Source organism: Streptomyces capillispiralis, from assembly GCF_007829875.1.
GTDB lineage: Bacteria > Actinomycetota > Actinomycetes > Streptomycetales > Streptomycetaceae > Streptomyces > Streptomyces capillispiralis.
The window spans coordinates 5,977,092-5,997,889 of record NZ_VIWV01000001.1; the positions used below are offsets into that span (position 1 = coordinate 5,977,092).

The window sequence follows — 20,798 nt, forward strand, 5'->3', positions numbered from 1 at the left end:
TAGTGTCCTGTTCAGAAGACTCCAGGGAACAGACACACTGGTAACCCTAAACTTCAACGTTAGGGTTCGGGTCGGCGCTACGGACCGTCCCATTCGGCATCAGTCGTCGGGTCGCGGGGGCATCAGTGCTTCAGCGGTCGGGCGACACGTAACTCGAGGCGAGAGGCCTTCGACGTGGCAGCACCGCAGAACTACCTCGCAGTCATCAAAGTCATCGGTGTCGGCGGCGGTGGTGTCAATGCCATCAACCGGATGATCGAGGTCGGTCTCAAGGGCGTCGAGTTCATCGCCATCAACACCGACGCGCAAGCTCTGTTGATGAGCGACGCCGACGTCAAGCTCGACGTCGGCCGTGAACTCACCCGCGGACTCGGCGCCGGAGCCAACCCGGCCGTCGGCCGCAAGGCCGCCGAGGACCACCGCGAGGAGATCGAGGAGGTCCTCAAGGGGGCCGACATGGTCTTCGTGACGGCCGGTGAGGGCGGCGGCACCGGCACCGGCGGCGCGCCCGTCGTGGCCAACATCGCCCGCTCGCTCGGTGCCCTCACCATCGGTGTGGTCACCCGCCCGTTCACCTTCGAGGGACGGCGCCGCGCGAACCAGGCCGAGGACGGCATCGCGGAGCTCCGCGAAGAGGTCGACACCCTCATCGTGATCCCGAACGACCGGCTGCTGTCCATCTCGGACCGCCAGGTGTCGGTCCTCGACGCCTTCAAGTCGGCCGACCAGGTGCTCCTCTCCGGTGTGCAGGGCATCACCGACCTCATCACCACGCCCGGTCTGATCAACCTCGACTTCGCCGACGTCAAGTCCGTCATGTCCGAGGCCGGTTCGGCGCTCATGGGCATCGGCTCGGCCCGCGGCGACGACCGCGCGGTGGCCGCCGCCGAGATGGCCATCTCCTCGCCGCTGCTGGAGGCCTCCATCGACGGCGCCCGCGGCGTGCTGCTCTCCATCTCCGGCGGCAGCGACCTCGGCCTGTTCGAGATCAACGAGGCGGCCCAGCTGGTGAGCGAGGCCGCGCACCCCGAGGCCAACATCATCTTCGGCGCGGTGATCGACGACGCCCTCGGCGACGAGGTCCGGGTCACCGTGATCGCGGCCGGCTTCGACGGCGGCCAGCCCCCGGCCAAGCGGGACAACGTCCTCGGTTCGTCCTCGGCCAAGCGCGAGGAGCCCGCCCCGGCGCGGCAGCCCGAGAGCCGCCCGTCCTTCGGCTCGCTCGGCAGCGTCACGCCGAAGGAGGACCCGGAGCCGGTGGCCCCGGAGCCGGTGAACGACATCCCGGTCGTCCAGCCGCCGGTCCCGCCGTCGCGGTCCTACGACAGCGCCGCCGAGGAACTGGACGTACCGGACTTCCTGAAGTGATAGGACAGCGCGAGAGCGTGAGCGGCGCGCACTTCGCCTTCACCGACCGGTGGGGCGGGGTGAGCGCCGCTCCGTATGAGGAGCTCAACCTCGGGGGAGCGGTCGGCGACGACCCCGGCGCGGTCCGCACCAACCGCGAACTGGCCGCCAAGTCCCTCGGCGTCGACCCGGCCCTGGTGGTCTGGATGAACCAGGTCCACGGGGCCGACGTGGTCGTGGTCGACGAGCCGTGGGGCGAGCGTCCCGTGCCGGAGGTCGACGCGATCGTCACCGCCCGGCGGGGACTCGCCCTCGCGGTGCTGACCGCCGACTGCGTGCCGGTCCTGCTGGCGGACCCCGTCGCCGGAGTCGTCGCCGCGGCCCACGCGGGCCGGCCCGGACTGGTCGCCGGGGTGGTCCCCGCCGCCGTACGGGCCATGACCGGACTCGGCGCCGAACCCTCGCGGATCGTCGCCCGCACCGGACCCGCCGTCTGCGGCCGGTGCTACGAGGTGCCGGAGGCGATGCGCGCCGAGGTGGCCGCCGCCGAGCCGGCGGCGCACGCCGTCACGAGCTGGGGCACACCGGCGGTCGACGTCGCCGCGGGCGTGCACGCGCAGCTCGAACGGCTCGGGGTGCGCGACCGGGAGCAGTCGCCGGTGTGCACGCTGGAGTCGGCGGATCACTTCTCGTACCGCCGCGACCGCACCACCGGGCGGCTCGCGGGTCATGTGTGGCTGGACTGAGGAAGATGACGGACCGTAAGGACGAACTCGCCGTGAACCTGGCGAGGGTGGAGGAGCGGATCGCCGCCGCGTGCGCCGCCGCCGGCCGCGCGCGCGACGAGGTGACCCTGATCGTGGTCACCAAGACCTACCCCGCGAGCGACGTGCGGATCCTGTCGGAACTCGGTGTGCGTCACGTCGCCGAGAACCGGGACCAGGACGCCGCCCCCAAGGCGGCGGAGTGCTCGGATCTGCCCCTTACGTGGCATTTCGTCGGTCAGCTTCAGACCAATAAGGTGCGTTCCGTGGTCGGTTATGCCGATCTCGTACAGTCGGTCGACCGATCCCGACTGGTGACGGCTCTCTCCAAGGAGGCCGTGCGGGCCGGGCGCGAGGTGGGCTGTCTCGTCCAGGTCGCCCTCGACGCCGGCGCGAGCGGCCGGGGCGAGCGCGGAGGAGTCGCGCCCGGCTCGGTCGCGGAGTTGGCCGCGCTCATCGCCGGGGCCGAGGGGCTGCGGCTGGACGGGCTGATGACGGTCGCCCCGCTCACCGGCGAGTACGCGGGACGCGAACAGGCCGCCTTCGAGCGGTTGATGGATTTGTCGACGGACCTGCGCCGCACCCATCCGACTGCGAACATGGTCTCGGCAGGGATGAGTGCGGACCTCGAACAGGCTGTGGCCGCCGGAGCGACACATGTGCGCGTCGGCAGTGCGGTACTCGGAGTCCGCCCCGGGCTCGGGTAACGTCGCCAAGAAGTCGGACCACAGCAGAAAATATGGTCATTTCCGCCAAATAGCGGACGTAACGACCTAGTGGATCGCGGGCACTTGGCGGTCGTCAGCAGATCCACCACAGAGCGGAGGACTCGGAGCATGGCCGGCGCGATGCGCAAAATGGCGGTCTACCTCGGCCTCGTGGAGGACGATGGGTACGACGGCCGCGGATTCGACCCAGATGACGACTTCGAACCCGAACTCGACCCGGAGCCCGAGCGGGACCACCGGCGACATGAGTCATCTCACCAGTCGCACGGTGCACATCAGTCCCAAAGGGACGAAGAGGTACGAGTCGTACACCCTCCCGCGCCGCGCGAACCGGTCTCCCGTTCCGCTTCGCTCCCCGCGGAATCGCCACGCCCGGCGCGGATCGCGCCCGTGGCATCCATCACACAAGAACGCGCGAGCCTGGAGAAGAACGCACCGGTGATCATGCCCAAGGTCGTGTCCGAACGAGAGCCTTACCGGATCACCACGCTCCACCCCCGGACCTACAACGAGGCCCGTACCATCGGGGAACACTTCCGTGAGGGCACGCCGGTGATCATGAATCTGACTGAGATGGATGACACAGACGCGAAGCGACTTGTCGACTTTGCGGCCGGTTTGGTGTTTGGTCTTCACGGCAGCATCGAGCGGGTGACGCAGAAGGTGTTCCTGCTGTCTCCTGCTAACGTCGATGTCACGGCGGAGGACAAGGCCCGCATCGCAGAGGGCGGGTTCTTCAACCAGAGCTGAGACGCAGTACCGGACCGAGCAGTGCACAGGGGAGAGGGAAAAACAGGCCATGAGCGTGTTCGCGCAGGTGATCTACATCGCGCTGATGGTGTTCCTCATCGTGCTCATCTTCCGGCTGGTCATGGACTACGTGTTCCAGTTCGCCCGCTCGTGGCAACCCGGCAAGGCGATGGTGGTCGTCCTGGAGGCCACCTACACTGTCACCGATCCACCGCTGAAGCTTCTGCGGCGGTTCATCCCGCCGCTGCGTCTCGGGGGCGTGGCGCTCGACCTGTCCTTCTTCGTCCTGATGATCATCGTCTACATCCTGATCTCGATCGTGGGCAATCTCGCGAGGTGACTGTGGACGATACGGTCTTGCCGACTGCCGATGACTACGTTGAGGTGAAGAGATGCCGTTGACCCCCGAGGACGTGCGGAACAAGCAGTTCACGACCGTCCGCCTCCGAGAAGGCTATGACGAGGACGAGGTCGATGCCTTCCTCGACGAGGTCGAAGCCGAACTGACGCGCCTGCTCCGCGAGAACGAGGACCTGCGCGCCAAGCTGGCCGCGGCCACGCGTGCCGCCGCGCAGAACCAGCAGAACATGCGCAAGCCTCCTGAGCCACAGGACCAGCAGCAGCAACAGCAGCAGGGGCCGCCCCAGGGCATGCCCCAGCAGGGCATGCGAGGTCCCGGCGCTCCGGTGCCCGCCGGGATATCGGGCCCGCCGCAGCAGCAGATGGGTGGCCCCATGGGTGGTCCGCCCCAGCTGCCGAGCGGTGCGCCGCAGCTGCCCGCCGGCCCCGGCGGACAGGGCGGCCCGCAGGGCCCCGGCCCCATGGGTCAGGGTCCCGGGCCGATGGGCCAGGGCGGCCCGATGCAGGGGCAGATGGGCCATGGCGGCCCGATGGGCGGTCCCATGGGCGGACCCGGTATGCCCGGTCAGGGCGGCCCGGGTGGCGACAGCGCCGCGCGCGTCCTGTCGCTGGCCCAGCAGACCGCCGACCAGGCGATCGCCGAGGCCCGTTCCGAGGCCAACAAGATCGTCGGCGAGGCGCGTTCGCGTGCCGAGGGTCTCGAGCGGGACGCCCGCGCCAAGGCGGACGCCCTGGAGCGGGACGCGCAGGAGAAGCACCGCGTCGCGATGGGCTCCCTGGAGTCCGCCCGCGCCACGCTGGAGCGCAAGGTCGAGGACCTGCGCGGCTTCGAGCGCGAGTACCGCACGCGGCTGAAGTCCTACCTGGAGTCGCAGCTGCGCCAGCTGGAGACCCAGGCGGACGACTCGCTCGCCCCGCCGCGCCAGGCTCCCGCCTCCAGCGCCCCGTCGCTGCCGCCGTCCCCGGCGCCCTCGATGGCTCCGGCCGGTGCCGGTGCGCCGTCCTACGGCGGCACCCAGACGATGGGTGGCCCGCCGAGCCAGTCCGGCCCGTCCTACGGCGGTCAGCAGCAGATGCAGCCGGCGATGACCCAGCCGATGGCGCCGGTGCGTCCGCAGGGCCCCTCTCCGATGGGTCAGGCGCCCTCGCCGATGCGCGGGTTCCTCATCGACGAGGACGACAACTGACGGCCCTCGTGGTCATGAGTACGGCGTAGCAGTCGGCAGCGTTCAGGGCGGGGCCCCCGGATCCACAGGATTCCGGGGGCCCCGCCCTTGTGCTGTGCGCGCCCGTCGTCCCTGCGGTGGGTGTTCGACCGCGGGGCAGCTGTCCGTCGGACACCACGCCGAGGGCCCGGTGCCGCCAAGATTCTTCCTGGCGGCACCGGGCCCTCGTGTGCGGTGCCCCGCGTGTTACGCCTTGCGCAGGCGGAACGTCAGGGACAGGCCCTCGTCCGTGAAGGCGTCGCCGTAGCCGGCGTCCGCCTCGCCCTGGGCGAAGTCGGTGGCGAGGACCTCGTCGGCGATCAGGGCGGAGTGGCCGGTCAGGGCGTCGACCGTCGCGGCGTCCGTGGCCGTCCAGCGCAGGGCGATCCGGTCGGCCACGTCGAGGCCGCTGTTCTTGCGGGCCTCCTGGATGAGACGGATCGCGTCCCGGGCCAGGCCCGCGCGGCGCAGCTCCTCGGTGATCTCCAGGTCCAGGGCGACGGTGGCACCGGCGTCGGAGGCCACCGACCAGCCCTCGCGCGGGGTCTCCGTGATGATCACCTCGTCCGGGGCGAGGGTGATCGTCTCGCCGTCGACCTCGACCGAGGCCGTGCCCTCGCGCAGCGCGAGGGACAGCGCGGCGGCGTCCGCGTTCGCGACCGCCTTGGCCACGTCCTGGACCCGCTTGCCGAACCGCTTGCCCAGCGCGCGGAAGTTGGCCTTGGCCGTGGTGTCCACCAGCGAGCCGCCCACCTCGGACAGCGACGCCAGCGACTCGACGTTCAGCTCCTCGGTGATCTGCGCGTGCAGCTCCGGGTCGAGGCCGTCGAAGCCGCTCGCGGCGATCAGCGCCCGCCTCAGCGGCTGGCGGGTCTTCACGCCCGACTCCGCGCGGGTGGCACGGCCCAGCTCCACCAGACGGCGCACCAGCAGCATCTGCCGCGACAGCTCCGGGTCGATGGCGGTCAGGTCCGCCTCGGGCCAGGTGGACAGGTGCACCGACTCCGGGGCGCCCGGGGTGACCGGGACGATCAGGTCCTGCCAGACCCGCTCGGTGATGAACGGGGTCAGCGGGGCCATCAGCCGGGTGACCGTCTCCACGACCTCGTGCAGGGTGCGCAGCGCGGCCTTGTCGCCCTGCCAGAAGCGGCGGCGCGAGCGGCGGACGTACCAGTTGGACAGGTCGTCGACGAACGCGGAGAGCAGCTTGCCGGCGCGCTGGGTGTCGTAGCCCTCCAGAGCCTGCGTCACCTGGTCGGTGAGCGCGTGGAGTTCGGACAGCAGCCAGCGGTCGAGGACCGGCCGGTCGGCTGGGGCCGGGTCGGCCGCGGAGGGAGCCCAGTTCGACGTGCGGGCGTAGAGGGCCTGGAAGGCGACCGTGTTCCAGTAGGTCAGCAGCGTCTTGCGGACGACCTCCTGGATGGTGCCGTGGCCCACCCTGCGGGCCGCCCACGGCGAGCCGCCGGCCGCCATGAACCAGCGGACCGCGTCCGCGCCGTGCTGGTCCATCAGCGGGATCGGCTGCAGGATGTTGCCCAGGTGCTTGGACATCTTGCGGCCGTCCTCGGCCAGGATGTGACCGAGGCAGACCACGTTCTCGTACGACGACTTGTCGAAGACGAGGGTGCCGACCGCCATCAGGGTGTAGAACCAGCCGCGGGTCTGGTCGATGGCCTCGGAGATGAACTGCGCCGGGTACCGGCTCTCGAACAGCTCCTTGTTCTTGTACGGGTAGCCCCACTGCGCGAACGGCATCGAGCCCGAGTCGTACCAGGCGTCGATGACCTCCGGCACGCGCACGGCCGTCTTCCCGCAGCCGTCGTGGCGGCAGGCGAAGGTGACCTCGTCGATGTACGGGCGGTGCGGGTCGAGCCCGGACTGGTCGGTGCCGGTCAGCTCGGTCAGCTCCGCGCGGGAGCCGACGACGGTGAGGTGGTCGTCCTCGCAGCGCCAGATCGGCAGCGGGGTGCCCCAGTAGCGGTTGCGGGACAGCGCCCAGTCGATGTTGTTGTTCAGCCAGTCGCCGTACCGGCCGTGCTTGACGGAGTCGGGGAACCAGTTGGTCTTCTCGTTCTCCTGGAGCAGGCGGTCCTTGATGGCCGTGGTGCGGATGTACCAGGACGGCTGCGCGTAGTAGAGGAGCGCGGTGTGGCAGCGCCAGCAGTGCGGGTAGCTGTGCTCGTACGGGATGTGCCGGAAGAGCAGGCCGCGCTCGTCGAGGTCGGCGGTGAGCTTCTCGTCGGCCTTCTTGAAGAAGGCGCCGCCGACGAGCGGGACGTCCTCCTCGAAGGTGCCGTCGGGGCGGACCGGGTTGACGACGGGCAGGCCGTAGGAGCGGCAGACCTTGAGGTCGTCCTCGCCGAAGGCGGGGGACTGGTGGACCAGGCCGGTGCCGTCCTCGGTGGTGACGTACTCGGCGTTCACCACGAAGTGGGCGGGCTCGGGGAACTCCACCAGCTCGAAGGGGCGCCGGTAGGTCCAGCGCTCCATCTCGGCGCCGGTGAAGGACTGCCCGGTGGCCTCCCAGCCCTCGCCGAGGGCCTTGGCGAGCAGCGGCTCGGCGACGACCAGCTTCTCCTCGCCGTTCGTGGCGACGACGTACGTCACCTCGGGGTGGGCGGCGACCGCGGTGTTGGAGACCAGGGTCCACGGGGTGGTCGTCCAGACGACCAGCGCGGCCTCGCCGGCCAGCGGGCCCGAGGTGAGCGGGAAGCGGACGTAGACGGAGGGGTCCACGACCGTCTCGTAGCCCTGCGCCAGCTCGTGGTCGGAGAGGCCGGTGCCGCAGCGCGGGCACCAGGGGGCCACGCGGTGGTCCTGGACCAGCAGGCCCTTGGTGAAGATCTCCTTCAGCGACCACCAGACGGACTCGACGTACTCCGGGTCCATGGTGCGGTAGGCGTCGTCGAGGTCGACCCAGTAGCCCATGCGGGTGGTCAGCTCGGTGAAGGCGTCGGTGTGGCGGGTCACGGACTCGCGGCACTTGGCGTTGAACTCGGCGATGCCGTACGCCTCGATGTCCTGCTTGCCGGAGAAGCCGAGTTCCTTCTCGACGGCGAGCTCCACCGGGAGGCCGTGGCAGTCCCAGCCGGCCTTGCGGGCCACGTGGTAGCCGCGCATGGTGCGGAAGCGGGGGAAGACGTCCTTGAAGACGCGGGCCTCGATGTGGTGGGCGCCGGGCATGCCGTTGGCGGTGGGCGGGCCCTCGTAGAACACCCACTCGGGGCGTCCCTCGGACTGCTCCAGGCTCTTGGCGAAGATCTTCTGCTCGCGCCAGAAGTCGAGCACGGCGTGCTCGAGGGCGGGCAGGTCGACCTGGGCGGGCACTTGGCGGTACGTCGGCGTTGTCATCAGCGGGCTTCCTCCGGCGGACTTGCTGCCTTCCGTCCGGAGGGACGAGAGCCGTGTCGATCCCTGCGCCGCCTTGGCGCGCTCCCGCGGTACCACCCTCCTTGGCCCCCCGGTGCTTCGTGTGCGCCGGTGAGCCCCCTCATTGGGGTCGCGATGCCGGTTCTACCGCCCCCGTGGGGGTTTCTTCCGGCGGCTCCGGGGTGATCTTCACGTCGCGCTCGCCCCCGGGCTCACACCGTCCCCGGGTCGCTCTGGGCTGCGTACGCCGCTACTCGTCCCCATCCACGCTTTTCGCTCCGCCCAGTGTACGGCGCGCCGGGGACAGCGGCCGACCCGATTTCCGCGACCGGGGGGCGGGACGCCGTTTCGGTGCCCTGCCGCCCGGTGTACTCCGAATGGCGAGGTACGGGTGTTCGGATTCCCGGGCGCCCTTCCCGGCGGCATACCCGGCGGGGAGCTGGGCACAACGCATGCAGGCTCGTCGCGCGGCGTCCGCGGGGCGGGGGAATCGGGCGGTGTGCCCCGTTGCCGCGGGACTCAAGTCGATTTATCGTCCCAGCACGATTCGCGTGCAAGATCACAATATGTGAAGGGGCCGCGGCCATGGTGGCGAAGAAGACCGCCGTACAGCAGTCGGCGCCGTTCGGCGAGCCCCGATCCGTTCCCGGTGGTGGGTCCCGTGGGACCGGTGGGACGAAGGGGTCCGGTGGGAAGGCGCGGGGCACGCTGGCGACGGTCGGCGGCACGGCGGCACCCGAGGTGGGGGCGGACGGCGGGGGACCCGCCGCACCCAAGGCGGCCGTGAAGAAGGCGTCCGCGAGGACGTCCGGGAAGTCAGCGTCCGGAAAGACAGCGTCCGTGAAGAAGGCGTCCGGGAAGAAGGCGTCCGTCATGGAGGAGCCTGCGAAGAGGACGGCGGCCGGGGGTACGGCGACGGGAGGTGCGGCCGTCGAGGAGGCGGAGGCGCCTGTCGGGCGGCCGGCAGGGAAGAAGTCCCCTGCGAAGAAGTCCCCTGAGCAGGGGACACCTCCCAAGAAGGCGGTGGCGGAGAAGACGGCGGCTGCCGGGGCGCCCGAGAAGAAGGCGGCGCCGGGGAAGCCGCCCGCGGCGGCGAAGAAGAAGACGGCCGCGACGGCGAAGAAGACAGCGGCGAAGAAGACGGTGGCGAAGAAGACGGCAGCGGCGGACAAGGCGCCCGCGGGGAAGGCGCCCGCCAAGAAGACGAGGGCCCGCGACGTGCCCCCGGAGAAGGCGGCCCGGGCGGCGGGTGCCGTCGTGGCGGGGGCGGAGGGAACCGGGCCGGAGGGTCCGGGTGGTGGCGCCGGCGGGAAGCCGCGGGGCGTCGCCAGGACCAGTGGGTCCGCTCAGGATGTGGCCGGGCACAGCGCGGCCGATGACGCGGACGCGGCCGAGGCCGCGCCGCAGACGGGAGTGACGACGGTGGGTGCGAAGAAGACTCCTGGCACGGCGGCGACGGCGGCGAAGACCGCTGTACCCAAGGCCCGGATCGGCGCGGCGGAGCCGGGCGACCTCGCGGTGCGTCCGGGCGAGGAGCCCTGGACTCCGGACGAGGTCGAGGAGGCGCGGACCGAGCTGATGTCCGAGGTGCTGCGGCTGCGCGAGGAGATCACGTCCTCGGAGCAGTCGCTGGCCGGCCTGATGCGGGACTCCGGCGACGGCGCGGGCGACGACCAGGCGGACACCGGGACCAAGAACATCACGCGCGAGCACGAACTCGCGCTCGCCGCCAACGCGCGCGAGATGCTCACCCAGTTCGAACGCGCCCTCCAGCGCCTCGACGCCGGGACGTACGGCCTGTGCGAGAACTGCGGCAACCCCATCGGAAAGGCCCGGATGCAGGCCTTCCCGCGGGCCACCCTGTGCGTCGAGTGCAAGCAGAAGCAGGAGCGCCGGTACTGATCGGCGGCCGTGCAGGTCGTGCCGTACCCTCGTCCTCAGTCAGGTACCTAGGTTGAGGGACTCACGTGGCAGAGGCGGAGCGCATCATCGGTACGCCGGACACCCCGGACGCGGACCGGGACGAGCAGGAGACGGCCGGCACCGAGGGCACGGCGGCGGAGACCGGGCGGCCCCGCGGCAAGCGGCGGGTCGTCGTGCTGTTCGCCGTCGCCGCCTTCGCCTACGCCCTCGACCTGATCAGCAAGATGATCGTGGTCGCCAAGCTGGAGCACCACGAGCCCATCGAGATCATCGGGGACTGGCTGAGGTTCGAGGCGATCCGCAACGCGGGCGCGGCGTTCGGCTTCGGCGAGGCCTTCACCGTGATCTTCACGGTGATCGCCGCGTCGGTGATCGTGGTGATCATCCGCCTGGCGCGCAAGCTCTACAGCCTGCCCTGGGCGATCGCGCTCGGCATGCTGCTCGGCGGCGCCCTCGGCAACCTCACCGACCGGATCTTCCGGTCCCCGGGTGTCTTCGAGGGCGCGGTCGTCGACTTCATCGCCCCCAAGCACTTCGCCGTGTTCAACCTGGCGGACTCGGCGATCGTGTGCGGCGGCATCCTGATCGTGCTGCTGTCGTTCCGGGGCCTCGACCCGGACGGCACCGTCCACAAGGACTGAACGCGCGTACGGCGCTGTCCGGCCCGTCCGGCATACTCGACGGGTGAGCACGATTCCCGAGATCCGTACCCTGCCCGTGCCCGACGGCCTGGAGGGCGAGCGCGTCGACGCCGCCATCTCCCGCATGTTCGGCTTCTCCCGGACCAAGGCGGCCGAACTCGCCGCCGCGGGGAAGGTCACGGTCGACGGATCGGTGGTCGGCAAGTCGGAGCGGGTGAGCGGCGGCGCCTGGCTGGAGGTGGAGATGCCGCAGGCGCCCGCCCCGGTCCAGGTGGTCGCCGAGCCCGTCGAGGGCATGGAGATCGTGCACGACGACGACGACGTGGTCGTGATCGTCAAGCCCGTCGGCGTCGCCGCCCACCCCTCGCCCGGCTGGACCGGCCCGACCGTGATCGGCGGGCTCGCCGCCGCCGGGTACCGCATCTCGACCTCCGGCGCCGCCGAGCGCCAGGGCATCGTGCACCGCCTCGACGTCGGCACCTCGGGCCTGATGGTCGTCGCCAAGTCGGAGCGCGCGTACACGTCGCTCAAGCGCCAGTTCAAGGAGCGCACGGTCGACAAGCGCTACCACACGCTCGTCCAGGGCCACCCCGACCCCACCAGCGGCACCATCGACGCCCCCATCGGCCGCCACCCGCAGCACGACTACAAGTGGGCGGTCACCGCCGAGGGCAAGCCGTCCGTCACGCACTACGACCTCATCGAGGCCTTCCGCGCCGCCTCCCTGCTCGACGTCAAGCTGGAGACCGGCCGCACCCACCAGATCCGCGTGCACATGGCCGCCCACCGCCACCCCTGCGTCGGCGACCTCACCTACGGCGCCGACCCGACGCTCGCCAAGCGGCTGCGCCTGACCCGGCAGTGGCTGCACGCGGTGCGGCTCGGCTTCGAGCACCCCGGCGACGGGCAGTGGGTGGAGTTCGGCTGCGAGTACCCCGACGACCTGCAGCAGGCGCTCGACCAGGTCCGCGAGGAGACCTACGCATGAGCGTCCCCCACGTCGTCGTGCGCGTGGCGGAGGAGCCCGCCGACCGCGAGGCCTGCTTCGCGGTCCGCAAGGACGTCTTCGTCGCCGAGCAGGGCGTCCCCGAGGACATCGAGTACGACACCCACGACGCCGACGCCGTGCACGTGCTGGCGATCGGCGAGGACGGCGTACCGCTCGGCACCGGACGGCTGCTGCACGGCGCGGCCGCCGCGGCGAAGAACGGCGGCGACCCGGCCGTCGGATCCCTGGGCCGGCTCGCGGTGACGCGCGCCGCGCGCGGCCTCGGCGTCGGTGCGGCGCTGGTGCGGGCCATCGAGGACGCGGCCCGCGCGCGCGGCCTCACCGCGGTCGACCTGCACGCCCAGACCCACGCCCTCGGTTTCTACGAGCGGCTGGGCTACGAGCCCTACGGGCCGGAGTTCCCGGACGCGGGGATGCCGCACCGGGCCATGCGGCGCGTTCTGTAGCCGGAGGCGGCGAACGGCCTGGTGAGGGCGGAGGCGTGGCAGGGTGGAGATCCGCCCTGCGACCGCCGATCCGTCCGGAGTGCCGACCGTGGATCAGTTGACCCTGCTGTTCGCCCTGTTGCTCGGGGCCGTGGTGAGCGTCCCGGTCGGTGAGCGGCTGGGGCTGCCCGCGCCGGTGCTGATGACGGTCCTCGGCATCGTCCTGGCGCTCCTGGAGTTCGTGCCGAACGTCGAGATCCCGCCCGACCTGATCCTCCCGCTGCTGCTGCCGCCCCTGCTGTACGCCGCCGTACGGCGCACCTCCTGGCGGCAGTTCGCGGCGAACGTCAGACCCATCCTGCTGCTCGCGGTCGCGCTGGTCTTCGTCACCATGCTGTGCGTGGCCGCCGTCGCCCACGCGATCGTGCCCGGGCTGCCGCTCGCCGCCGCCTTCGCCCTCGGCGCGCTGGTCGCGCCGCCCGACCCGGTCGCCGCGACCGCCGTCGCCGGGAAGCTGGGGCTGCCGCGCCGGCTGGTGTCGATCCTGGAGGGCGAGGGCCTGTTCAACGACGTCACGGCGATCGTCCTCTACAACGTGGCGATCGCCGCCGTGGTCAGCGGCACCTTCTCGCCCTGGGAGGCCGGGTTCGACCTGGTGCTGTCGGCCGTGGTCGCGGTGGCCGTCGGACTCGCGCTCGGCTGGGGCGCCAACCGGCTGATGGACCTGCTCGGGGACGCCACCCTGCAGATCGGGCTCAGCCTGCTGGTGCCGTACGCCTCCTACGTGCTGGCCGAGGAACTGCACGGCTCCGGCGTCCTCGCCGTGCTCACCACCGCGCTGTTCCTGGTCGAGTACGCCACCGACGCCGACGACGTCATGACCCGGCTGGCCGGGCACACCGTCTGGGACATCGTCGACACCCTGGTCACCGGCGTGGCGTTCGGGCTGGTCGGGCTCGAACTGCACAACGCGATCCGCACCGCCTCCGGCCGCTGGGGAGAACTGCTGGCCCGGGCCGCGGTGATCGTGGGCGTGGTCGTCCTGGTGCGGCTGCTGTGGCTGCTCCCGGCGACCTGGCTGACGCAGCGGCTGCACGCCGCGCGGGACACCGCCGAGGAGATCCCGGTCAGCTGGCGCGAGACCGTGGTGATGTGGTGGTCGGGGATGCGCGGGGTGGCCTCCGTGGCGCTGGCGCTCGCCATTCCGCTGGAGACCGACGCGGGGGCGGCCTTCCCCGGCCGCGACGAGATCGTCTTCATCGCGTTCGGCGTGATCATGGCGACGCTGCTGGTGCAGGGGCTGACCCTGCCCTGGCTGGTGGGACGGCTGGGCGTGCGGGCCGACACAGGGCGCGAGAAGCGGTTCGAGCACGACCTCGCGGTGCGCGCGACGAAGGCGGCCAAGCACCGGTTGCGGGAGATCGAGGAGGTCGAGGAACTGCCGGAAGAACTGTCCGAGCAGATGCTGCGCAGGGCCTTCGACATCGGTGTGCGGATCAGTCCCGACCTCGCGGAGGACGAGCGGCGGGAGGCGCACCGGCAGCGGGCGCTGCGGCTGAAGCGGGTCCGCCGGATCCAGCGGGAGATGCTCAGCGCCGCCCGGCACGAGGTGCTGGCGGCGCGCAGCGAGCCGGGCGCGGACCCGGAGGTCGTGGACCGGGTGCTGCGCCACCTCGATGTGCGCAGTCTGCGGTGAGCTTGGCGACAGCCGCGCCCTTTCGTCCGTAAAGTCTGGGCATGACTCGGAATGTCGTGATCAGTGGGGGCGGCACGGGGATCGGTCTGGCCGCCGCGCGGGTGTTCGCCGCCGACGGGGACCAGGTGCTGCTGCTCGGACGGCGCGCGGAGGTCCTGGAGCGGGCCCCGGTGCCGGGCGCCCTGACCTACGCCGCCGATCTGGCGGACCCGGAGGCGGTGCGCGGCGTCGCCGGTTTCGTGGGCCGGGAGCTGGGCGCCGTGGACGTACTGATCCACTCCGCCGGGGGCAACGGGCTGCTGGAGCCCCCGGCCGCCGGCGACGACCCGCTCGACGCGGTCGTCCGCTCCTGGACCGTCAACTTCCGCCTCAACCTCCTGTCCGCCGCGCTGCTCACGGAGGCCCTGCGGGAGCGCCTCGCCGAGCCCGGCGGCCGGGTGCTGTTCCTCAGCTCCATCGCCGCCTACCGGGGGCACGGGCAGGTGGCGTACGCGGCGGCCAAGGCGGGCCTGCACCCGTACGCGCACGACCTCGCCCGCAGGCTCGGCCCGCACGGCATCACCGTGAACGTGGTCGCCCCCGGCTACATCGAGGACACCGCGTTCTTCGGCGACGGCATCGACGAGGGCCTGCGGACGTGGCTGGTCGAGGAGACCCTGGACAAGCGGGCCGGGACGCCCGGGGACGTGGCCGCGACCCTGCACTGGCTTGCCTCCCCGGGCGCCGCGCACATCACCTCGCAGATCATCCAGGTCAACGGCGGCGCCGAGCGAGGCCACTGAGGCCCGCTCAGCGCTCCCTGGGATGGCTGTGCGCACGGCGGGCCGCCGGAATGCCGCCGGGGGAGCCGCGGCCGTCGCGGCCCGGCGCCGGCACCGCGTCCGCCGTGTTGACCCGGGGCAGCGCGTACGGGTGCTCCTCGGTCAGCCAGCGGATCATCCGCTCGCGGACCTCCACCCGCACCGTCCATATGTCGTCGGCGTCCTTGGCCGTGACCAGGGCCCGCACCTCCATGGTGCTGGGGGTGCTGTCCGTCACGTTCAGGTTGTAGGCGCGGCCGTCCCAGGCCGGGCAGTCGCGCAGGATGTCGCGGAGCTTGTCGCGCATCGCCTCCAGCGGGGCCGAGTGGTCGAGGTGCCAGAAGACGATGCCGGTCATCTGCGGGGTGCCGCGCGACCAGTTCTCGAACGGCTTGGAGGTGAAGTACGACACCGGCATGGTGATCCGGCGCTCGTCCCAGGTGCGCACGGTGAGGAAGGTGAGGGTGATCTCCTCCACCGTGCCCCACTCGCCGTCCACGACCACCGTGTCCCCGATGCGCACCATGTCGCCGAAGGCGATCTGCAGCCCGGCGAACATGTTGCTCAGCGTGGACTGGGCGGCCACACCGGCGACGATGCCGAGGATGCCCGCCGAGGCCAGCAGCGAGGCGCCCGCCGCGCGCATCGCCGGGAAGGTCAGCAGCATCGCGGCCACCGCCACCACACCGACGATCGCCGAGACCACCCGGCGGATCAGCGTCACCTGGGTGCGCACGCGGCGGACCCGGGCGGGGTCGCGCTGGTGGCGGGAGCTGGCGTACCGCGTGTACGAGGTCTCGACGACCGCGGCCGCGATGCGGATCACCAGCCAGGCCGCCGAGCCGATCAGCACCAGTGTCAGGGTCCTGCCGATCCCCGCCTCGTGGCTCGGCAGCAGCCGGGCCTCCTCGTAGGACCCTCTCAGCAGGGCCGCGCAGATCACCAGCTGGTACGGGACGCGGCCGCGGCGGAGCAGACCCCACAGCGGAGTGTCGTGGTGGCGTTCGTCGGCCTTGCGCAGCAGCAGGTCGGTGGCCCAGCCGAGCAGCAGCGTGAGCACGACCGAGCCGCCGACCACGATCAGGGGGCGGAGCACGTCATCCATGCCCTCGAACCTAACCGGCCCACCGCGGGCATGAACATGTGACTTCCGCGCGATCAGGGGTACGGCCGGGATCCGGCACCGTCACACCGGGCTGGCACCATGGCCTCATGAACATCGTGCTCTTTCACTCGACCTACGGTCTGCGCCCCGCGGTGCGGCGGGCGGCGGACCGGCTGCGCGCGGCCGGACACGAGGTGTGGACGCCCGACCTCTTCGAGGGCCGTACGTTCGACACGGTCGAGGAGGGCACGGCGTACAAGGAGGAGACCGGCAAGGACGAGCTGCTGAGGCGGGCGGTGCTGGCCGCCGCGCCCTACTCGGAGCGCGGGTTGGTGTACGCCGGGTTCTCCTTCGGCGCCTCCGTGGCCCAGACGCTGGCCCTGGGCGACGAGAAGGCGCGCGGACTGCTGTTGCTGCACGGCACCTCCGACATCGCGGAGAACGCCTCGGTGGACGACCTGCCGGTGCAGCTGCACGTCGCCGAGCCCGATCCGTTCGAGACCGACGACTGGCTCACCGCCTGGTACCTGCGGATTGGCCGGGCCGGCGCCGACGTGGAGGTGTACCGGTACGCCGGGGCGGGCCACCTCTACACCGACCCCGACCTGCCGGACTACGACGAGGAGGCCGCCGAGGCCACCTGGCGGGTGGCGCTCGGCTTCCTCGGCTCGCTGGAGGGGGATCAGCCGGCGCGGTAGGCGGTCCAGCTCTCCTGCATGCGCGTCACCTGACCGGCGGTGAACTGGTACATGCACGCGTCGTAGGTGTAGTCCATGAAGTTGTGGATCGGGTCGGCACCCGCGCCGCGGGCGCAGGTGTCGCGGCCCTCGGGGCACTGGTAGGCGGCGCTCTTCTCGGCCGGGGTGTCGCTGACGTAGTCGCCGCTGCCATTGCAGCCGCCCTGGAAGGTGTGGTACAGGCCCATCCAGTGGCCGACCTCGTGGGTGGCGGTGTCGCCCTCGTCGTAGTGGGTGGCGGAGCCGCCGGGCAGCGAGGAGTTCAGGACGACGACGCCGTCCATCTCCGGGCTGGAGCGGTAGGAGCTGGGGAAGGTGGCCCAGCCGAGCAGGCCGTCGCCGATGTTGGCGGTGTAGAAGTTGAGCGCGTTCGCGCCGCCCTGGTGCAGGGCGGTCTTCATCGCCTTCTCCTCCGGCGAGCCGTAGCCGACGGTGTACCAGGCGGCGTTGTCGGTGTAGTCGGTGCCCGCCAGCGTGAACTGGAAGCCGGAGTCGGTGTTGCCGGTGCCCTGGCCGGCGTAGGCCGCGTTCAGGACGTTCATCTGCGCGGTGATGGCGGCGGAGCCGAGCTTGCCGGTCTCGCCGTCGTGGATGACGTGGAAGTAGACCGGGACGCTCACCGAGGCGGCGGTCGCGGTGCTCCGGCCGGTGGCGCGCAGCCGGTCCAGCTTGGCGCGCAGGTCGGCGTCCATGGCCTGGGCGCGGGCCGCGCTGATCTCGTTCGGCTCGGCGGCGTGCTCGCCGTGCCCGGGGTGGGCCTCGCGGGCCGCGGTGTGGGCGTCGTCGGCGCACTCGGCGGACCGGGTGGTGTCGGCCGCGGCGACGGTGGTGGGCGCGGACAGGGGGGTGAGCATGAGGGTTCCGGCCACGACGGCCGTACCGAGCAGACGTCTGCGCGACAGGGACGAGATCCGGGCGAGCGTACGCATGAGGGCTCCTGGCGGATGCGATGGGGAGAGGGGCCAGGGATCTTCCTGGCCGCCGCCGGGAGATTACGTGGACATGACTATGCGCCAAGAGGAGTGATCAAGCCCAATCAACCGCCGGTCAAACAGGGGCAATCGCGGAAGTGGCGAAAGAGGAAACGTTACGGCGCGCACCCTCCGGCAGCGGGATGCCATCGATTCGGCCATCGGGCGGGTGGTGTGTCCGGATTCGGCTCACGGTCCCACACCACCCGCCGTAGCGATGCGCTCCGCCGCGAACGGGCCATCCCGCGGCGGGGAGTGGCTGAAAATCGCCCCTCACGGGGCGGGGGCTACACCGGGTCGTAGGTGCGTTCGACCTTCTGCGTGCCGCTGCGCGTGCGGTACGAGCGCGCCCACGCCGACGTGGCGTCCGCCGTCGTACGGCCGGACAGCACGTAGTAGTCCATCTGCGCCCGCTCGGCGGTGATGTCCAGCACGCCGTAGCCGTGGCGGTCGGTGTCGACCCAGTGGACGTGCCGGTTGGCGGCCCGGATCAGCGGAGCGGCGACCGCGGAGACGGTTCCCTCGGGGACCTTCACGATGTCGTCGAGGTTGTCCGAGGTCACCGAGGTGACGACGAACTCCGTGGCGGCCGAGGCCGACAGCGGATAGGTGCCCGCGTTCACCGGCACGTCGTTGGCCCACGCCATGTGGATGTCGCCGGTGAGGAAGACCGTGTTGCGGACGGCGTTCGCGCGCAGGTGGGCGAGGAGTTCGCGGCGGTCGTCGGTGTAGCCGTCCCACTGGTCGGTGTTGAGGGCCAGGCCCTCCTGCGGCAGGCCCAGCAGCTTCGCGAGCGGCTTCAGAATGCTCGCGGGGAGGGAACCCACCGAGAACGGCGAGATCATCACCGAGGTGCCGACCAGCCGCCAGGTGGTGTCGGACGCCGTCAGGCCCGCCTTCAGCCAGTCCAGCTGGGCGCGCCCGGTGAGCGTGCGGTCCGGGTCGTCCACGTCGCCGTCACCGGTGGAGACCTGCTGGGACCGGAAGGAGCGCAGGTCCAGCAGGGACAGGTCGGCGAGCCGGCCGAAGCGCAGCCGGCGGTAGGTGGTGCCGGCCAGCGCGGGGCGCACCGGCATCCACTCGAAGTAGGCCTGCTTGGCCGCGGCCTGACGCGCCGCCCAGGTCCCCTCCGCGCCCTCGGTGTGGTTCTCGGCGCCGCCCGACCAGGTGTCGTTGGCGATCTCGTGATCGTCCCAGATCGCGACGACCGGCGCCCGGTGGTGCAGGGCCTGGAGGTCGGGGTCGGTCTTGTACTGCCCGTGCCGGACGCGGTAGTCGGCGAGGGTGACGATCTCGTGGGCGGGCGCGTGCGGGCGGACGGCCTCGCCGCGGGTGCCGTACTCGCCGGTCGCGTACTCGTAGAGGTAGTCGCCCAGGTGCAGCCAGGCGTCCAGGTCGGACCGGGCCGCGAGATGGCGGTACGCCGAGAAGTGGCCGGCCTCCCAGTTGGAGCAGGACACCACGCCGAAGCGCAGCCCGGGCACGGCGGCGTCGGCGGCCGGGGCGGTGCGGGTGCGGGCGACGGGGGAGTCGGCGCCGCCCGCGGAGAAGCGGAACCAGTAGTCGGTGGCGGGTGCCAGGCCCCGGATGTCCGCCTTGACGGTGTGGTCGGAGGCGGCGGTGGCGAGCGTCGAGCCCGAGGAGACGACGTCGGTGAGCGCCTTGTCCCGGGCGACGGTCCAGCTCACCTCCGTGTCCGGGCCCAGCCCTGAGCCGGGTATCGCCTCCGGCACCGGGGTCACCCGGGTCCACAGCAGGACGCCGTCCGGCAGGGGGTCACCGGAGGCCACGCCGTGCAGGAAGGCGGGGGCCCGTGTCGCCGCCCAGGCGGGCAGGGACGCGGCGAGCGGTCCGGCCAGCACCGCGGTGGCGGCGGCTGCCCTGACGACCGTACGACGGCGCGGGGAGAGGGAGTTGGGGTCCGCGGTGGCGGGGACGGCACTCTCGGATGATCTGTGTCGGCTGGTCACAGCCGATCAGGTTACTGACAGGTACACGCGAGAGCGGGCGAACTCGCGAAAGTTCGCCCGCTCTTCGGCCTGCGGTCAGCCGGCCCCGGTTCAGGCCTTGAGGGCCTTGTCGACCGCCGTGGTGAACTCGGCCACCGTCATCGGCGCGTTCTGGCCGTCGGAGCCGGTGAGCTTCTCCCCGTCCATCATCAGCGTCGGCGTGCCCTGGGCCTCGCTCTTGTCGAACACCTCGGACATCTCCAGCGCCCACTTGTCGTAGGTGCCGTCCTTCACGGCCGTCTGGAAGCCCTTGTCGCCCTTCAGGGCGTCGACCGTGTTCGCGATCTTGATCAGGTAGGCGTCGTCCTTGAACTTGTCGTCGGTCTCCTCGGGGTGGTACTCGGCCGAGTAGAGCGCGGCCTTGTACGCGAGGAACGCCTCGGGGCTGACGTCCAGCGCGGCACCCAGCGCGCTCAGGGCGTTCTTGGAGCCCTCACCGGTCAGGTTGCGGTCGAGGAACGAGGCGCCGATGAAGCGGATCTTGTACTTGCCCTCCTCGACGTCCTTCTCGATCGTCTTGCCGACCGTCTGCTCGAACGAGGCGCAGACCGGGCAGCGCGGGTCCTCGTACAGCTCCAGGGTCTTCTTCGCGTCGGACTTGCCGATGACGACGGTGGTGCCGTTCTCGCCGCTGGTGTGGGCCGGCTTGACGAGCTTGGCGTCCGCCGCGGCCTCCCAGTGGTCGGGCTTGTTGCCCTGGACGACGGCGTAGCTGATGCCGCCGGCTATCGCCAGCACACCGACGAGGGAGCCCGCGACGACGAGCTGCCGCTTGACCTTGTCGCGCTTGGCCTGGCGCTCGCGCTCGACGCGCAGCCGCTCACGGGCCGCCTGCTTCGCCGCCTGGCTGTTCCGCTTGCTCATGGTGATGTTCTCCACGGGGGACGCACACGTCGTGTGCGGGATACGTATGGGGACTGTTCGTGCGGGGGAGGCCTGCCGGCAGCCGGGCCGGGTGC

At 71.4% G+C, this 20,798-nt stretch carries 18 protein-coding genes; 13 read left to right on the top strand and 5 right to left on the bottom strand.

Annotation, left to right across the window (positions count from 1 at the left end; genetic code table 11):
• Nucleotides 1-174: 174 nt before the first annotated feature.
• The 6 genes from ftsZ to FHX78_RS26055 all read left to right on the top strand — a co-directional run bounded on the left by ftsZ (nt 175) and on the right by FHX78_RS26055 (nt 5,136).
• Nucleotides 175-1,368 carry a cell division protein FtsZ gene (ftsZ, locus tag FHX78_RS26030; RefSeq protein ID WP_145869828.1) on the top strand — a complete coding sequence of 398 codons (1,194 nt, stop codon included), beginning with the start codon at nt 175-177 and terminating at the stop codon, nt 1,366-1,368.
• On the top strand, nt 1,365-2,093 hold the full coding sequence (gene pgeF / locus FHX78_RS26035; protein ID WP_145869829.1) for a peptidoglycan editing factor PgeF: 729 nt from the start codon (nt 1,365-1,367) through the stop codon (nt 2,091-2,093). Before ftsZ ends, pgeF begins: the two co-directional genes overlap by 4 nt.
• Nucleotides 2,094-2,098: 5 nt before the next feature.
• On the top strand, nt 2,099-2,818 hold the full coding sequence (locus FHX78_RS26040; RefSeq protein WP_145869830.1) for a YggS family pyridoxal phosphate-dependent enzyme: 720 nt from the start codon (nt 2,099-2,101) through the stop codon (nt 2,816-2,818).
• Nucleotides 2,819-2,947: 129 nt separating this feature from the next.
• Nucleotides 2,948-3,589 (top strand): cell division protein SepF, encoded by a 642-nt coding sequence (locus FHX78_RS26045; protein WP_145869831.1) that lies wholly within the window; start codon nt 2,948-2,950, stop codon nt 3,587-3,589.
• A gap of 49 nt (nt 3,590-3,638) precedes the next feature.
• A complete protein-coding gene (locus FHX78_RS26050) occupies nt 3,639-3,929 on the top strand; it encodes a YggT family protein (RefSeq protein WP_004932337.1) in 291 nt (96 codons plus the stop codon).
• A gap of 52 nt (nt 3,930-3,981) precedes the next feature.
• Complete coding sequence (locus FHX78_RS26055; RefSeq protein ID WP_145869832.1) at nt 3,982-5,136, top strand: DivIVA domain-containing protein; 1,155 nt, start codon at nt 3,982-3,984, stop codon at nt 5,134-5,136.
• A gap of 225 nt (nt 5,137-5,361) precedes the next feature.
• On the opposite strand, the gene ileS is transcribed toward FHX78_RS26055, so the two are convergent.
• The gene (ileS, locus tag FHX78_RS26060) at nt 5,362-8,505 is read right to left on the bottom strand and encodes an isoleucine--tRNA ligase (RefSeq protein ID WP_145869833.1); all 3,144 of its coding nucleotides are present in this window, start codon (nt 8,503-8,505) and stop codon (nt 5,362-5,364) included.
• Nucleotides 8,506-9,546: 1,041 nt separating this feature from the next.
• Between ileS and FHX78_RS26070 the strand changes: the two genes are divergently transcribed.
• The 6 genes from FHX78_RS26070 to FHX78_RS26095 all read left to right on the top strand — a co-directional run bounded on the left by FHX78_RS26070 (nt 9,547) and on the right by FHX78_RS26095 (nt 14,999).
• Nucleotides 9,547-10,425, top strand: a complete 879-nt coding sequence (locus FHX78_RS26070) for a TraR/DksA family transcriptional regulator (RefSeq protein WP_145872163.1) — start codon at nt 9,547-9,549, stop codon at nt 10,423-10,425.
• A 65-nt stretch (nt 10,426-10,490) separates the two neighbouring features.
• Nucleotides 10,491-11,087 (top strand): signal peptidase II, encoded by a 597-nt coding sequence (lspA, locus tag FHX78_RS26075; protein WP_145869834.1) that lies wholly within the window; start codon nt 10,491-10,493, stop codon nt 11,085-11,087.
• Nucleotides 11,088-11,130: 43 nt separating this feature from the next.
• Nucleotides 11,131-12,075 carry an RluA family pseudouridine synthase gene (locus FHX78_RS26080; RefSeq protein WP_145869835.1) on the top strand — a complete coding sequence of 315 codons (945 nt, stop codon included), beginning with the start codon at nt 11,131-11,133 and terminating at the stop codon, nt 12,073-12,075.
• A complete protein-coding gene (locus FHX78_RS26085) occupies nt 12,072-12,542 on the top strand; it encodes a GNAT family N-acetyltransferase (protein ID WP_145869836.1) in 471 nt (156 codons plus the stop codon). The genes FHX78_RS26080 and FHX78_RS26085 overlap by 4 nt, the downstream gene beginning before the upstream one ends.
• A gap of 88 nt (nt 12,543-12,630) precedes the next feature.
• Nucleotides 12,631-14,217, top strand: coding sequence for a Na+/H+ antiporter (locus tag FHX78_RS26090; protein WP_145869837.1), 1,587 nt, complete (start codon nt 12,631-12,633; stop codon nt 14,215-14,217).
• A gap of 41 nt (nt 14,218-14,258) precedes the next feature.
• Entirely contained in the window at nt 14,259-14,999 is a 741-nt protein-coding gene (locus FHX78_RS26095) for an SDR family NAD(P)-dependent oxidoreductase (protein ID WP_145869838.1), read from the top strand.
• Nucleotides 15,000-15,006: 7 nt separating this feature from the next.
• Here the strand turns inward: FHX78_RS26095 and FHX78_RS26100 are convergent, their stop codons facing one another.
• The gene (locus FHX78_RS26100; protein ID WP_145869839.1) at nt 15,007-16,122 is read right to left on the bottom strand and encodes a mechanosensitive ion channel family protein; all 1,116 of its coding nucleotides are present in this window, start codon (nt 16,120-16,122) and stop codon (nt 15,007-15,009) included.
• A 107-nt stretch (nt 16,123-16,229) separates the two neighbouring features.
• Between FHX78_RS26100 and FHX78_RS26105 the strand changes: the two genes are divergently transcribed.
• Nucleotides 16,230-16,820 carry a dienelactone hydrolase family protein gene (locus FHX78_RS26105; RefSeq protein ID WP_145869840.1) on the top strand — a complete coding sequence of 197 codons (591 nt, stop codon included), beginning with the start codon at nt 16,230-16,232 and terminating at the stop codon, nt 16,818-16,820.
• Here the strand turns inward: FHX78_RS26105 and FHX78_RS26110 are convergent.
• The 3 genes from FHX78_RS26110 to FHX78_RS26120 form a co-directional block, all read right to left on the bottom strand.
• A complete protein-coding gene (locus FHX78_RS26110; RefSeq protein WP_145869841.1) occupies nt 16,805-17,788 on the bottom strand; it encodes a zinc metalloprotease in 984 nt (327 codons plus the stop codon). The two genes, FHX78_RS26105 and FHX78_RS26110, sit on opposite strands and share 16 nt — an antisense overlap.
• 329 nt (nt 17,789-18,117) lie before the next feature.
• Nucleotides 18,118-19,800: an alkaline phosphatase D family protein gene (locus tag FHX78_RS26115; RefSeq protein WP_145869842.1), complete on the bottom strand. Its 1,683-nt coding sequence runs from the start codon at nt 19,798-19,800 to the stop codon at nt 18,118-18,120.
• 90 nt (nt 19,801-19,890) lie between these two features.
• Complete coding sequence (locus tag FHX78_RS26120) at nt 19,891-20,703, bottom strand: DsbA family protein (protein ID WP_145869843.1); 813 nt, start codon at nt 20,701-20,703, stop codon at nt 19,891-19,893.
• Nucleotides 20,704-20,798: the final 95 nt, after the last annotated feature.

Excerpts from the sequence above, each read along its gene's own strand:
- FHX78_RS26095 (WP_145869838.1), top strand. The coding sequence starts at position 14,259 with ATGACTCGGAATGTCGTGATCAGTGGGGGCGGCACGGGGATCGGTCTG.
- FHX78_RS26120 (WP_145869843.1), bottom strand. The coding sequence starts at position 20,703 with ATGAGCAAGCGGAACAGCCAGGCGGCGAAGCAGGCGGCCCGTGAGCGG.
- FHX78_RS26105 (WP_145869840.1), top strand. The coding sequence starts at position 16,230 with ATGAACATCGTGCTCTTTCACTCGACCTACGGTCTGCGCCCCGCGGTG.
- FHX78_RS26040 (WP_145869830.1), top strand. The coding sequence starts at position 2,099 with ATGACGGACCGTAAGGACGAACTCGCCGTGAACCTGGCGAGGGTGGAG.
- ileS (WP_145869833.1), bottom strand. The coding sequence starts at position 8,505 with ATGACAACGCCGACGTACCGCCAAGTGCCCGCCCAGGTCGACCTGCCC.
- FHX78_RS26045 (WP_145869831.1), top strand. The coding sequence starts at position 2,948 with ATGGCCGGCGCGATGCGCAAAATGGCGGTCTACCTCGGCCTCGTGGAG.
- FHX78_RS26050 (WP_004932337.1), top strand. The coding sequence starts at position 3,639 with ATGAGCGTGTTCGCGCAGGTGATCTACATCGCGCTGATGGTGTTCCTC.
- FHX78_RS26100 (WP_145869839.1), bottom strand. The coding sequence starts at position 16,122 with ATGGATGACGTGCTCCGCCCCCTGATCGTGGTCGGCGGCTCGGTCGTG.
- FHX78_RS26110 (WP_145869841.1), bottom strand. The coding sequence starts at position 17,788 with ATGCGTACGCTCGCCCGGATCTCGTCCCTGTCGCGCAGACGTCTGCTC.
- FHX78_RS26085 (WP_145869836.1), top strand. The coding sequence starts at position 12,072 with ATGAGCGTCCCCCACGTCGTCGTGCGCGTGGCGGAGGAGCCCGCCGAC.
- FHX78_RS26055 (WP_145869832.1), top strand. The coding sequence starts at position 3,982 with ATGCCGTTGACCCCCGAGGACGTGCGGAACAAGCAGTTCACGACCGTC.